Source organism: Alicyclobacillus sendaiensis NBRC 100866 (assembly GCF_001552675.1).
Taxonomy (GTDB): Bacteria; Bacillota; Bacilli; order Alicyclobacillales; family Alicyclobacillaceae; genus Alicyclobacillus; species Alicyclobacillus sendaiensis.
Window position 1 is genome coordinate 1 of record NZ_BCRQ01000069.1, and the last position, 13,925, is coordinate 13,925.

The window sequence follows — 13,925 nt, forward strand, 5'->3', positions numbered from 1 at the left end:
CCCGACGACCCTACGTTCACGCCAGCGCCCACCGCGCCGCTACCGCTCGCGCCGCCACCCGACGACCCCACGTTCACGCCAGCGCCCACCGCGCCGCTACCGCTCGCGCTGCCGCCGGACGAAAGCCCGTTGAGCGACAGCCCCAGCAAGCCGCTCGACGTTGCACTGCCTCCGGAGGACAGCGCATTCACGGCGATCCCGACCGGGCTTTGCGACGTGGCACTCCCGCCCGTCGACAGCGCGTTGACCGACACCCCCACGGGTCCCGTCGCTTGCGCCTGCCCACCCGAAGCCAGCAGGTTCAAGTTGATCGATACCGCCTTCGGCGTTCCCGCGCCGGTGTCGGAAGAAGATGCTCCCCCGGATGCAGCCGTGTTCGCTCCGCTCGGAGACCCTTCACCACTTCCACCTCCACTGGACGACGCCCCTGCCGAGGTCCCCGAAGAGGCCGAACTTTCGTGAGGCGAACCAAGGGATACGCCGAGGCTCAACAGCCCACCCGACCCAGGTGTCGAGCTGCCGGGAGCCTGCGGCAACAGGCTGAGACTCACGCCCACCCCCTGCGATCCGCCAAGATTCAACTGGACGCCCAACAGTCCCCCCTGCGACGTCGCGGGTGCCCCCGTCGAAGCGAAGGCCGAGTGACCGCCTACTGCGAACGCAGCCGCACCCATCGCCGTACCCAAAGCGACTGACCACGCCTTCTTCATACAAACCCTTCCCTTCTTTTGATATTCTCTCAATTCCCACAATCATGGAGGTAAGTTGCATTGTACGCCGCCTCGGGCTTCATCCCCATCCCTGACCTTCGGCATTTCACCCCCCCATCTTCAGGGGCCCGAAAGGAATGGCCAAAAGAAGAAAGCGGCTGCGTTCACAGCCGCTCGATGATGGTCCCGGTCGCCATGCCGAATCCGATACACATGAGCTGCAGCCCGTACCGCCCGCCGGTGTCTTCGAGCTCGTGCAAGAGCGTCGTCATGATGCGCGCGCCACTTGCGCCGAGCGGGTGACCCAGCGCGATGGCGCCGCCCCGCGGATTGACGCGCGACATATCCGGCTCAATCTCCCGCTTCCACGCCAAGACGACCGAGGCAAACGCCTCGTTGATCTCGATCACGTCGATGTCCTGGAGCCTGAGCCCCGCGCGGTCAAGCGCCTTGTGCGTCGCCGGAATGACCCCGGTCAGCATGATGACGGGATCGACGCCCACGACGACGCGAGACACCATGCGCGCCCGCGGCTTCAGTCCGAGCTTCGCGGCCTTCTCGCCCGACATCAGCAGCACTGCGGCCGCCCCATCCGAAATTTGGCTCGCGTTCCCGGCCGTCACCCGCCCATCCGGCCGAAACGACGGCTTCAATCCAGCCAGCTTTTCGAGCGACGTGTCCCGCCGGATTCCCTCGTCGCGCGTCACGGTCAACTTTTCGGGCCCCACGTTTTCGACTGGCACGCGCTCGCGGTCAAACAGGCCCGAGTCTTCCGCCCGCGCCGCCTTCTGATGGCTCTCGAGCGAGAACGCGTCCATCTCCTCGCGGCTCACCTTCCACTTCTCCGCGATCATCTCGGCCGAGAAGCCCTGCGGCACAATCTGAAACCGCTTGGTGAGCGCCGTAGAAAACTTGCCGAGATCCGTGCCCATGGGGACCCGGCTCATGCTCTCCACGCCACACGCGATGACCACGTCCATGTCCCCTGCCAGAATCGCCTGCGCCGCGTTGTGAATGGCCTGCTGGCTGGAGCCGCACATGCGGTTGAGCGAGAACGACGGCACCTCGACGGGGAGTCCGGCGGCGAGCACCGCCATGCGGCCAATGTTGCCCCCCTGCTCGCCGGTCATCGTCACACACCCGGTGACCACGTCCTCAATCTCCATGGGATCAAGCTCATTCCGATCCACCAGCGCCTTAAGCAGGGGCGCCAAGAGATCGACCGGATGAACGGAGGACAGGCTCCCGTTCTTGCGTCCGATGGGCGTGCGAATGGCGTCCACAATCACCACTTCGCGCTGCACGAGCGCACCTCCTTTGTACGTGTGACTCCATCCGTCACTTGGTCAGAACGTGAACAGGTCGATCCCGCCGCACACCGGCAAGCCGATGCCCGTGATGTAACGCGCCTTGTCGGAGCACAGGAAGACGATGGCGTTCGCCACGTCCTCGGGTTCACCGGGCTTGCGGAAGGCGGTGCGCTGGATCATCCGCTCGTTCATCTGCTTGTTGCCCATGCGGAACGCCTCGGTATTGATGATGCCCGGCACAATGGCGTTCACCGTGATGCCGTGCCGCGCCCCTTCGAGTGCCATGCTCTTGGTGAAGCTCAGGATGCCGCCTTTGGTCGTGGCGTAACTCGCCTGCCCGAAACCGCCCTGCAAACCCACGATGGACGACATGTTGATGATCCGGCCAAACCCCTGCTCCTTCATGTACGGCCACACGGCCTTCGTGCAGTTGTATGTGCCGGTAAGGTTCACACGCAGATCTCGCTCCCACAGGTCGTCGCGCTGATTCTCGATCTGCGAGACGTGATCGAGCGTACCCGCGTTGTTGATGAGGATGTCGATCCGGCCGAACTCCTCCTTCACGCGGGCGAAGACCTCGCGGACCTGATCCCGATCCGTCACGTCCATCTTGATGGCAAACGACCGCCGGCCCATCTGCCGGATTTCCTCGGCCGTCTTCTCGGCGTAGACCACCTTCGTGCTCTGCATGACCTGCGCGAGCGGGCCGTACTGCTTGGCCGACTGCGCGCTCGACTCGTCGCTTTCGATGAGAATGTCGGTAATGACGACGTCGGCGCCGGCCTCAGCGAGCGCGAGCGCGTCCGCCCTTCCGAGTCCGCGCGAGGCCCCCGTCACCACTGCCACTTTCCCCTTCAGCAGTTCATTCCAAGACGACATCTCTCATTCCCCCTGTGATTCAAGCTTTGGCTGCCGCGTCCTTCAAGAACTTCGCGGGCCGCTTCTGCAGGAACGCCGCGATGCCCTCGAGCGGTTCGCCTGTGCTGAACGTGCGCTCGAAGTTTTCGGCTTCCACGCGGAGCCCGCTCTCGAGCGGCACCGCCGCGTCGATGGCCTGCTTCGCCAAGCCCATGGCGAACACCGCGCGCTCGCTCAGGCTCTCGGCGAACGCGAGCACCTCCTCGCGAAGCCGCTCGGGTTCGACCGCCTTGGTGATGAGCCCGATGGCCTCCGCCTCCTCTTTCGACAGCCGCTTGGCGAAAAAGATGAGTTCGGTCGCCTTGGCGCGGCCCAGGAGAAGCGTCATGCGCTGCGTGCCTCCCGCGCCTGGGATGAGGCCGAGCGACACCTCCGTCAAGCCGATGGTCCCGCCGCTCATGATGCGAAAGTCGCACGCGAGCGCCAGCTCACAGCCCCCGCCGAGGGCGTGGCCGTGGATGGCCGCAATAACCGGGCGCGGAAACTTTGCGACGCGATCGAACACGTGCTGCATGCGGCTCGCGGCGTCGCGGATGGCGCCGCCCTGGCCGGCGTATTTGCTGGCGTTTTGCGTCATCATCTTGATGTCCGCACCCGCGACGAAGTTCTTCGGATGCGCCGAGGCAAGCACGAGCACCCGCGCCGCTTGATCCGCTTCAAGCTCTGTCAGGAGCGCGTCGAGATCGTCGACGAGCGCATCCGAGATGGCGTTGGCAGGCGGGTTGTCCATCTCGACCCACACCACGCCTTTCTCGAGGCGCGCGACGCGAAGCGTGGAATACGCCATGCCTGTTCCCTCCCGCTCTTCGCCTCAGAGGCGCAACCCGTAGGGCTCGTAGAGCCTGCGCGCCACGATGAGGTGCTGAATCTGATTGGTGCCCTCAAAGATGTCGAACACCTTGACGTCGCGGTACAGCTTCTCGACCAGGTGCCCGTCGAGGCCAATGGGACCCATGATCTCGAGGCAGTCCGCGCACACCTCGAGCGAGATACGGCCGGCGTGCGCCTTGCACATCGCCGCCTCCTTGGCGTTGGGCTGGCCGAGATCCGCCTTCCACGCCGCCTCCCACGTGAGCAGACGCGCCGCGTGGATCTTGGCGTCCATTTCACCGAGCTTCGCGAGGACGTCCGTCTGGAGCCTCCCCCCGCGCGGATACTCCTTTTTGACGAAGTCGAGCGTGTACTCGTACGCCGCGCGCGCGATGCCCACGGCCATCGCCGCCACAATCGGGCGCGTGCTGTCGAACGTCGACATGGCCACCCGAAATCCGGACGATCCGGCGCGATTCTCGTAATGCGCCTCGCCGCCGAGCAAGTTGTCGATGGGCACAAAGCAGTCCTCGAACACGAGTTCCGCCGTCTCCGAAGCGCGCAGGCCCATCTTGTGCGCGACGCGCGTGCACGTGAAGCCCGGCGTGCCCTTTTCGACCACAAAGGCGCGGTGGCCAGCCCGCCCGAGTGACGGATCGACCGTGGCAAACGCGACGACCCAGGACGCCCGTCCACCGTTGGTGATGTACACCTTGTGGCCGTTCAGCACATACCCCCCGTCCACCTTTTTGGCCGAGGTCCGGATGCCCGAGACGTCCGATCCGGCGCCGGGCTCCGTCAACGCGTACGCCCCCCAGCGCGGCTCGTCTTTCGTGAAGATGCCGAGGAACCGCTCCTTCTGCTCCGGCGTCCCCGTCGACTGCACAGGTGGCCCGCCAAGCCCGGGCCCTGGAAGGGACAGCGCGATGGCGGGATCGCCCCAAGCGAGCTCTTCGGCCGCGATGACGCCCAGGCGGTTCGACTGGCGCTCGCGCGGCTCCTTCCGTTCAGCCTCGCTCTTCTTCTTGCTGCTGTCGCCGCCGAAGTTGGACATGCTGAGCGTGATACCCATCCGATTGACCTTGCGCAGCCAGTCGTCCGGCACGCGCTCTTCTTTGTCCGCCAAGAGCGAAATGGGCCGCATCTCGTGCTCCGCAAACCAGTGCACCATGTCGCGAACCTGTTTTTGCTGCGGGCTGAGTTCGAAGTCAATCACACGAGCACACCTTCCTTCTCCTCGAGCCCAAGCGCGCGGGCCCCAGCGCGTTCGTACCAATCCAACTCTCGGCCGTAGAGCACCGCCTGCGCCTGAACGTCCCGCATCCACTTCTCCACCGGGTACTCCTGCAGGTAGCCCGCTCCCCCGAGCATCTGCACGCCTTGGTTGGTCACAAAGCGCCCGCTGCGAAGCGCATAGGCCAGTGCGCGCGCCGCGGCCTGAAGGGCGCCTGAGCCCTGCTGATCCACCGCGTGTGCCGCCTGCCACACCAAGTTCCTCGCGGCTTCGGTCTCAATGGCCATGTCGGCGACCGTGAAGGAGACGCCCTGGAACTTCGGAATCTCCTGCCCGAACGCCTTGCGCTGGCTCGTGTATTCGATGGTGTATTCCAGCGAAGCCCGCATCGCGCCGACGCACTTTGCCGCCTCCAGCACGGCCACGCGCGCCTGCGCCTCTCGAATCACGTGTTCCGCCTCATCTCCGCGCAGCAGCACGTCCTCCGGCCGCACCACCGTCCCCTCAAATCCGAGGCGCCCAATGTGCGCGGCGAGCAGCCCGAGCCGCACGTCGCCCGCATCTTCGGACCACTGGGCCGAGGTCCTGTCGAGCCAAGCGACAATCGCCTCACCGCCTGGCGCCAGGAAGCTCACGAGCAGCTGATCCGCCCCCAGGACGGAACGGCGCGGAAACGCCACGCCTTCGAGTCGGAATCCGCTTCGCTCGACGATCACGGCCACCTCGTTCGGCGAGAGGTGGATCCACGGCACGCGCTGGGCCGCGCCGTCGGCGAGCTCCAGGCGCTCGGGCTGCGGCAGGACGCGCATGACGGACGCGCTGTCGCAAAGACCGGGGAGCCCTTGCACAATGCCGAGATCGCCATGGGCGAGCGCCTCGAGCACCTGGACCTGCGAGATGAGCGGGAGCTCGGCGCCTGCGAGCGACTCCGGAATCTCGAGCGACAGAAGCCCCAGCTCGTGGGCGGCCGAGACGAGATCGTCCCCCGGCGTCCTCGCCTTCTCCGCCTCGCGAGCGCTTTCGCGCAGGCGCTCGCGGGCAAACTGTTGGGCGACTTCCACAAACGCCCGCTCTTCGTCGGACGGGAGAAACGAAAGCATACCTTTCCCTCCCAGGTTTCAAACAAACTGAATGGCCTTCGCCATCTCGCGCAACTTCTTTTTGTCCACTTTCCCAATCAGATTCTTCGGAAGATACGGGACGAACTGGACGACGCGAGGCGTCTTGTATTTCGCGAGATGCTCCTGACAGTAGGCGATGAGCTCCTCTTCCGTCACCTCGGCGCCCTTTTTCCGCACCACGTACGCCACGACTTCCTCGCCCATCCGCTCGGAAGGTGCCCCCACGACCGCCACCTCCGCGACTGCGGGGTGCTGGCTCAAAAGCTCCTCGAGATCGCTCGGATAGATGTTGAACCCGCCGCGGATGATGACGTCCTTCTTGCGATCGACGATATACACGTAGCCCTCCTCGTCGATGCGCGCCATGTCTCCCGTGAGGAGCCAACCGTTTCGAAACGCCTTTTGAGTCTCCTCAGGCAAGTTGTGATACCCTGGCGAGACATTCGGGCCGCGGACGGCCAGTTCGCCAATCTCGCCGGGCGGGAGCGGATTGCCCTGCTCGTCGAGGACGGCCACTTCCACGCCCGGAAGCGGAAGCCCCACGGAGCCGGGCTTCGCCGGCTTGTCGAACCGAGGCGCCGTGACGACGGGTGCTGCCTCGGACAGACCGTAGCCCTGGAACACAAGGCAGTGAAACTTTTCTTCAAACGCCTTGCGCACCGACTCGGGCAACGGCGCGGAGCCCGAGATGCAGACGGAGAGTGACGACAGGTCGTATCGGTTAGCGTCCGGATGGTGGAGCATGGCGTGAAACATCGCCGGGACCGCCGTGAAATGCGTCACCCGATACCGCTCGATGGCTTGAAACACGAGTACAGGGTCGAAATAGGGCAGAAGGACGTCGAGTTCGCCCAGGCAGAGCGCGGTGTTCATCATGGTGAAGCCGAAGGCGTGAGAGAGCGGCAGGATGCCGAGGCCCACGCGCTTTTCCACCTTGAGCACGTATTGCTCGGCGAGATCGGCCGCGGCGCGCGCGTTGGCGCACAGGTTGTGGTGCGTGAGGATCACGCCCTTCGGCTTGCCGGTGGTGCCGCTCGTGTACAGGATGACGGCTGGCTGATGATCCTCCACCTGGACGTCGGGGCGCTCCGCGGGATAGTGGGACAAAACGGTCTCGAATCCCTCCACACCCGCGTCGTCGACGGACCGAACGACCGGAGGGCGGTCAAGATCCTGAATCGCCTGGAGGATCTTCGGCTTCAAGATCTCGCACGTGATGATGAGCTTCGGCTCTGCGTCCTGTACGATGTAGCGCACCTCGGAAGCTTGCAAGAGCGGCATGACGGGCACGGCGACCGCTCCCGCCTTGGCGATGGCGTAGAAGGAGATGACGACTTCGGGCCGGTTCGGCATGGTGACGAGGACGGTATCCCCTGGGTTGACGCCGAGCGCGCGGATATGATGGGCCAGCTGGGAAGACAGCGTCGCGAGTTCGGCGTTCGTGTACACGCGGCCCTCGTACACAAGGGATTCATAGGTCCCGAACCGCCGCTGATTCTCCTCTAACAATTGAACGAGATTCATATCTCATCTCGCCCTTCCGAATATTTCTCTCGAAGCCGCAGCCAGGCTGGGCCGCCGGCTTCCCACGGCCCAGCTCGCCACCGGCGCTGTCAGTTGTTCGCCGCGGTATAGGCGCTGAGCACCGTCTCCAGCTGCATCGCGAGGCCGAGATCGCCCTCGACGCGGAGTTTGCCGCTCATGAACGCGGCCGTGCCGTTCAGATTGCCCTGGAGCATGTCTTTAAAGTCGTTCGAATCCATCTCGAGCGTGCAGTTCGGCACTTCCTGCTCACCTTCGACGGCATACGCCTTGTCGGGCTTCAGGATGAGCTGATACGTGCCGGGATCCTCGCCGGTGATGTTGAATTGATACACGGCTTCCAGGCCGCCCGTGCGGGAAGGATCCGCGGACAGCGCCTGGTTGATGAGATCGAAAATCTCCTTCGTGGATGGCGTGGTGGTCATCATGCGTCGCCTCCTCAATGATTCGGAAGATGCGGGAAGTAAGCCTGTGGCTTTGGCGTCCCGTCCGCCTGTTGATGCCATTGTATCCACCCGCAAGCGCTTTCCCATCCCGAGGAATCCGGGGAAGTGGGGGTTCCCCTCCCCAGAAGTCGGGGTCCGGCGGCCATCGCTCAGATCTCCGTGTAGACGGGCTCATCGTCGAGCGGGACCTTCGCTGGAAGCGTGGCGACGCCGGTTTTGACCGCCGCGCGCTGCACCGCCGCGCTCACGGCCGGGACGACGTTCGGATCGAACGGGCTTGGGATGATGGAATCCTCGGCGAGCTGATCCTCCGGCACGCAGGCGGCGATGGCTTCCGCGGCGGCCATCTTCATCTCCTCGTTGATGTCGCGCGCCCGCACGTCCAGCGCGCCGCGGAACATGCCTGGGAAGCACAGCACGTTGTTGATCTGGTTGGGATAGTCGGATCGCCCCGTCGCCATGATCCGCACGTGCCCAGCCGCAACTTCCGGCAGGATTTCGGGGATGGGATTAGCCATGGCAAAGACGATGGGATCGCGCGCCATCTGCTTGACGTGATCGACCGTGAGGATCCCGGGGCCGGACACGCCGATGAAGACGTCGGCGCCGCGAATGGCGTCTTCCAAAGTCCCGCGCCGATTCTCGAAGTTCGTGTTCTCCGCGTACCACATCTTCACGGGATTGTCGTAGTGACGACCGCGCTCGATGATGCCTACGCGGTCCACGCCGACGATATGCCCGACGCCCGCCGCGAGCAGGATCTTGGTGCACGCCACGCCCGCCGCACCGACGCCCGCCATCACCACGGAGATGTCCTCCATGCGCTTGCCGACGATCTTCAGCGCGTTCAGGAGCCCCGCCATCATGACCACCGCTGTGCCGTGCTGATCGTCGTGGAAGACCGGGATGTCCAGGCGGCGGCGAAGCCGCTCCTCAATCTCAAAGCAGCGGGGCGACGAGATGTCCTCGAGATTGATGCCGCCGAAGGACGGCGCGATGCGCTCCACAGTCTCGACGATCTCGTCGACGTCCTGCGTGGCCAGGCAGATGGGAAACGCGTCCACGTCGGCAAATCGCTTGAAGAGCATCGCCTTGCCCTCCATGACGGGCAGGGCGGCCTGTGGACCGATGTTCCCGAGCCCGAGCACGGCGGAGCCGTCGCTCACGACCGCGACGGTGTTGGTGCGCACCGTGAATTCGAAGGCTCGCTCCGGCCGGTCGCGAATCGCCTCGCATACGCGCGCCACCCCGGGCGTGTAGACCACGCTGAGATCCGCGCGATCCACGACCGGCACCTTCAGATGCGTCGCGATCTTCCCGCCGAGGTGCGCCAGGAACACCCGGTCCAGCGTCTCCATCACGTCCACACCCGGAACCTGTCGCAGGGCGGCCGACGCCGCGGAGACGTCCGCGCCCGGCTCCATGCTGACGGTGATATCGCGGATGCTGTACGCCTCGGCTGTCGCCCGCGTCTCGACCGCGACCACCTCACCACCAGCGCTCACGACGGCCCCATGCACCTCTCCCATGGAGGCGTTCTTGTGCAGGCGAATGCGAAACATCACCTGAACCTGATCTGCACGCGTCAATGTCATGCGCCACTCCCCCTGAGCTGTTAGCGGACCCGCCATGCGTTCGCGGTCTCCTCTGGAACACAAGTCCGAATCCGCCATCTGATATATAACAGTTTAAAGTCGATTGTACCGCATCTCCGCGACTTGAGACCCCCTCATTTCAGGGGTGTTCTCGACTGCACAGCCCCATGTATTCAGAATTCTCTTTTCATTCCAGGGATCTTCGAGAGGAGACGCCGAGGGAGACGCGCTCCCTCGTTCAGTGGATGATGCGCTCGCGCATGGCCTTGGCCACTGCCTCCGTGCGGTTTTTCGCGCCGAGCTTGCGCAAAATCGAGCTCACGTGTTCCGTCACCGTGTAATCGCTGATGTGGAGCGCCTTGCCAATTTCCTTCGTGTCGATCCCGTCCGCGATGAGCTGCAGGATCTCTCGCTCGCGCTTGGTCAGCGTCGTGAGCGGGGTGATGGGCGCGGCGCCCGCCTGGCGATACATCTGGGTGACAATCATGCGCCCAGCGCGAGCCAGCATGGCTTCCACCATACGAATGGTCGCGTTGTCTGGCGTAAAGAGCTTTCCGCCGTGATCGAGCAGCATAATCCCGAGCAGGCGGCGATTGTCAATGACCGGACACACGAGGAGCGAGGAGAGATGGAACTTGTTCACATAGGGTTGAGGCAGGATATTGCCAACATCCTTCAAAAAGACGGGCTTTGCAATCTGCACGAACTGCGCGAGCGAGGGAATGTCGCGATCCGTCTGGCGGATGCGCATGATCTCCTCGACGTTCACGTTGTACCCGTGCACGCCCTCGACGGTCTGCGTGATGGGATTGTAGAGGAAGAGAGCGCTGCGCTTGAAACCGCTCCGGCGGCACACGTGCTCGACGACAGCCGTCAGCAGCTCGTTCATGTCGCCCGCGCTGGCGAGGAGATCGTCGAATTCCAGGAGAACCTCGAGCATTTCCGCGCGACCGCTGCCGTGCCCGCCCCGGACGTACACCGAGAGCTGAAGCGCGTTTTGGATCCACTGGGCCGTCTGGCGGAAGCGGCGAACCGTGAGGGGATCTTGGCGCGCGGACGCCACGGCGTACAAATTGTCCACGACCGCAGCGACGAAGGGCGATCCCTCGGAAAGGGCGCGCCGCACCTGTTCCGTTCGCTCGGGATGAGGCGCTTCCGCCGTCCACATGCGCGTCTCGGGCACATATACGGCGGACTCCTCCACGTTGATCTGCGGTCGCGTGCGAACGAGCGCAAACCACTTCCAATCGCACTCCGCGCTGATGACGTTCAGCCAGTTGACGAGAGGCGCGTCGCACATGTACTGCGTCCGAGCGGCCAGCTTGGCCGGGAAGTACCCTTCCGACAGCGCCTCGCGGGCGAGATCGAAACACAGCCGGTGCGCGAACCGCACGAATTGCTCCATGTGCGCGGGCTCGACCAGGCGCCAGCCGATGGAGAGCAGGAGCTCCTCGAGGAAGCCCACCACGACGAGCACGTCGGACGCCATGACGCTCGGCTGGGCGCGCATGACCTCGGCCTGGAAGGCGCGAACCAAGACCTCCTCGTCGTTGATAGCGCTTTCTATATTTCTCAGAAGAAACTGAAAAAGGTGCGTGAGGGTGGGCTGCGTGACTTCGGGTATCTCCATCCTCGCCATGCGCAGGCTCCAATTCATGCGGCATTCGGCCTCCTGCGCTTGCAGCGTCTGGAACACAGCCTGCACCGCCTTCTTTGGCAGCGGTTCGCTGGACGGTGGCAGCGGCGACGGACGACTCATCGTGCATCCCCCTTTGGGTCGGCGAGCGCCACGACCTCTGCGCTTCAATCCGAATGTCGTTTTGGATCCTACGTCGCCCTGGGGCCAGTCAGTACACGAGACGCGCGAGTCAGGTGGGCGATCGCGTAACCTCCGAACGCTGGTGAAGTGTTAGCGTCATTATAGGGGAATTCACGCGAGGAAACAAGAATTTAGGATATGGGAGATGAAACAGCATAGGCCCGCGCCGCCGTTGCCCGCAGGTCTCTCGTCGCGCGGAACCGGCCGCGTCGTTTCGCGCACCGGGCAACGGCCTCACAAGCCACATCACACCACGTCGAGCCGCATTCCGGGGATCTCGGCGTACGACGTCGTCAGATAACCATCGATGACGAGTTCGACGCGGGCGAGTTCCAGCTTGGGTACGGAGCCTCCCGCCAAGAGAACGAGGACGTCGCGCTTGCTCTTGAAACTCCCGATGCTCGCCAGATTTCGAAGCACCGTCGCCTGAATCTTGGTCTCGCCGATGGTCACGCGCCCGTCCGAGCGGATGCGCAACGTGACGCCTTCGGCGCTCCGGCTGATCCGCATGCCTTCGATGACCGCACCGCGGAAGGCCAGCGTGTTCGCCAAGACGTTCATGCGCGCGTGCTCGGCCACGATGCGGTCCGCCGTCAGCACGAAGGGCGCCTGTGAGCTCATACGTTCACTCCTCCACTGGGGATTTCGCCCGGCAGGCGCCGCGTCAGTTCACGGTAAGGGACATTCCCGGCATTTGAATGGACTGCGACGTCATGGAGGTGTCAATCGTCAGGTTGACGTTCGTCAACACGAGCGTCGGGATGGGCTTTTGAAGCAACGCGTCGGCGAGCACCGTCGCCACGCTTGGCGACTGCACGTGGAAGAGCGATCCGATGTCGTCTTTCAACGTGCTGAAAAGCGAGGTCTTGATGACCGTCGCCCCCGCGGACGACGTCCCGTTCACCGCGATGGTGAACGTGTGCCCGCCCGCCGAGTAGGTGATGCTCATGCCCTGGATGGACGCCGAGGAGAACGACATCGATTCGCCCAAGATGCTGATGACCGCGTTTTGCGCGATGATCTCAGACGCTCGAAGCGTGAACGGCACCCGGCCCGGCAGAATGACGCCAGCGCGCGGAACAGGGGCAGGCAGGAGCGTCAACGCCGAAACCGCCGCCGCAAACGACAAGCCGAGCGCGCGCGTCAGGCGCCAAGGTCGAAGGGCCGGCCTGCGGGCCCAACGAAGCGTGCGGAACATGCCAACCCCTCCCCGTGAAGGCGAGGCGCAGCGGGCAGATTACGCCCGCTGCGCGCTCCCTCACTTGTCATTGCCCGCTGGACGACGAGCTGCTCGAGCTCGACACCGGCTGGATGGAGAGCGACATGCCCGGCAGGGTGATGCTCTGCGTGCTGAGATACGGCACCTGAAGCGTGGCGTTGCTCATCTGGAGCTGGCTCGCCTGCATTTGGCCGGTTGACGCGTCCATCGCGAGCCCGTTCGGGAAGCTCGTGTCACCGCCCAGGCTCGACGCGTACACAGTCATGCCCGTCGCCTGCGCCGGCGTGCTGCCGGAACCCGCGCTGATGCTGATCTGGAACGTGCCGAGCGGCGTGTCCACGGTCTTCGTGATTTTCATGTCCTGCAGCGTGCCGTCCATCTGGATCTGCGCAGCGCCCTCTTGTTGATTCGGCACCTGACCGGGCGCCAAGCTGAACGACGAACCTTGGATGCTCGAGGCCTGCACCGTAAACGGAACCGGGAGATTCACAGCAGCGGACACCACCCCGTTCATCAGCATGCCGGTCAGCGCGCCAATGCCGGTCACGCCGGCTGCCATCACACCCGCGAAAACCTTCCAATTCGTGCGCCCTTCCATGGGCATTGCCATCTCAGGATACATGTGAACCCCTCCCTTTGAAATCGCTTACCCAAGGGCTTGAACGCCCTTCGGTTTATGCAGAAGCGGACGGCGTGTTTGGAAGGTTCGGCGCCTTTAGCTTCCTGGACTTGTTCTGCGCTTTGGGTTTCGCCGGGCGCCACGCCACCGCCATTGCACCACCGACGAGACTCAGGATCATGCCGATGAAAAGCCCGCCAAACGACGAAGAGATGAGCGACACGAGCGCCAGCACCACCGTAATGGCGCCGGTCAACACGCCGTAGAACGGAAAGATCCACTCCAAGAGTCCCATGAGGAAGATCAGGATGCCGACCGCGGCGCCAATCGGCACGCTCGACTGCGTGAACGCCACCACGTGAATGAGACTCGCAGGTCCCGCCGCGACGGCCGCGCCGCCAAGCATCGTCAACAGCCCCGCCCAGAAGGGACGCGTGCGCCGCCATCGCTTGAACCCTTTGCTTGTCGGGCCGGCGGGCACGGCCTCCGTGGCCTCCACGTCGACGACAATCTCCTGCGGCCGCTTGCCAGCCGCTTCTTGCGGAGGCGAGACGGATACGGTCTCCGGATCCACTGCCATCA

The 13,925-nt window shown here is 64.2% G+C and carries 13 protein-coding genes and 1 pseudogene; all 14 read right to left on the bottom strand.

Annotation, left to right across the window (positions count from 1 at the left end; translation table 11 throughout):
* Positions 1 to 710 (bottom strand): annotated as a pseudogene (locus AS26_RS14290) (hypothetical protein); the annotation flags it as partial.
* Positions 711 to 874: 164 nt separating this feature from the next.
* Positions 875 to 2,014, bottom strand: a complete 1,140-nt coding sequence (locus tag AS26_RS11885) for a thiolase family protein (RefSeq protein WP_062309799.1) — start codon at positions 2,012 to 2,014, stop codon at positions 875 to 877.
* A 42-nt stretch (positions 2,015 to 2,056) separates the two neighbouring features.
* Entirely contained in the window at positions 2,057 to 2,899 is an 843-nt protein-coding gene (locus AS26_RS11890; protein ID WP_062309801.1) for an SDR family NAD(P)-dependent oxidoreductase, read from the bottom strand.
* Positions 2,900 to 2,918: 19 nt separating this feature from the next.
* Entirely contained in the window at positions 2,919 to 3,725 is an 807-nt protein-coding gene (locus AS26_RS11895) for an enoyl-CoA hydratase/isomerase family protein (protein ID WP_062309803.1), read from the bottom strand.
* A gap of 24 nt (positions 3,726 to 3,749) precedes the next feature.
* Positions 3,750 to 4,964: an acyl-CoA dehydrogenase family protein gene (locus tag AS26_RS11900; RefSeq protein ID WP_062309805.1), complete on the bottom strand. Its 1,215-nt coding sequence runs from the start codon at positions 4,962 to 4,964 to the stop codon at positions 3,750 to 3,752.
* Positions 4,961 to 6,082, bottom strand: coding sequence for an acyl-CoA dehydrogenase family protein (locus AS26_RS11905; RefSeq protein WP_062309807.1), 1,122 nt, complete (start codon positions 6,080 to 6,082; stop codon positions 4,961 to 4,963). Before AS26_RS11905 ends, AS26_RS11900 begins: the two co-directional genes overlap by 4 nt.
* 18 nt (positions 6,083 to 6,100) lie before the next feature.
* Positions 6,101 to 7,627, bottom strand: coding sequence for a class I adenylate-forming enzyme family protein (locus AS26_RS11910; RefSeq protein WP_062309809.1), 1,527 nt, complete (start codon positions 7,625 to 7,627; stop codon positions 6,101 to 6,103).
* A gap of 89 nt (positions 7,628 to 7,716) precedes the next feature.
* Positions 7,717 to 8,070 carry an SCP2 sterol-binding domain-containing protein gene (locus AS26_RS11915; RefSeq protein ID WP_062309821.1) on the bottom strand — a complete coding sequence of 118 codons (354 nt, stop codon included), beginning with the start codon at positions 8,068 to 8,070 and terminating at the stop codon, positions 7,717 to 7,719.
* 170 nt (positions 8,071 to 8,240) lie between these two features.
* The gene (locus AS26_RS11920; RefSeq protein ID WP_062309811.1) at positions 8,241 to 9,686 is read right to left on the bottom strand and encodes an NAD-dependent malic enzyme; all 1,446 of its coding nucleotides are present in this window, start codon (positions 9,684 to 9,686) and stop codon (positions 8,241 to 8,243) included.
* Positions 9,687 to 9,924: 238 nt separating this feature from the next.
* Positions 9,925 to 11,445 carry a LuxR C-terminal-related transcriptional regulator gene (locus tag AS26_RS11925; RefSeq protein ID WP_062309813.1) on the bottom strand — a complete coding sequence of 507 codons (1,521 nt, stop codon included), beginning with the start codon at positions 11,443 to 11,445 and terminating at the stop codon, positions 9,925 to 9,927.
* Positions 11,446 to 11,751: 306 nt separating this feature from the next.
* A complete protein-coding gene (locus AS26_RS11930) occupies positions 11,752 to 12,126 on the bottom strand; it encodes a hypothetical protein (protein ID WP_062309815.1) in 375 nt (124 codons plus the stop codon).
* Between the two features lie 43 nt (positions 12,127 to 12,169).
* On the bottom strand, positions 12,170 to 12,703 hold the full coding sequence (locus AS26_RS11935) for a hypothetical protein (protein WP_062309817.1): 534 nt from the start codon (positions 12,701 to 12,703) through the stop codon (positions 12,170 to 12,172).
* A gap of 67 nt (positions 12,704 to 12,770) precedes the next feature.
* Positions 12,771 to 13,346 carry a DUF6230 family protein gene (locus AS26_RS11940; RefSeq protein ID WP_062309819.1) on the bottom strand — a complete coding sequence of 192 codons (576 nt, stop codon included), beginning with the start codon at positions 13,344 to 13,346 and terminating at the stop codon, positions 12,771 to 12,773.
* 52 nt (positions 13,347 to 13,398) lie between these two features.
* A partial coding sequence (locus tag AS26_RS14480) for a DUF6114 domain-containing protein (RefSeq protein WP_245629751.1) occupies positions 13,399 to 13,925 on the bottom strand: 527 nt, incomplete at its 5' end.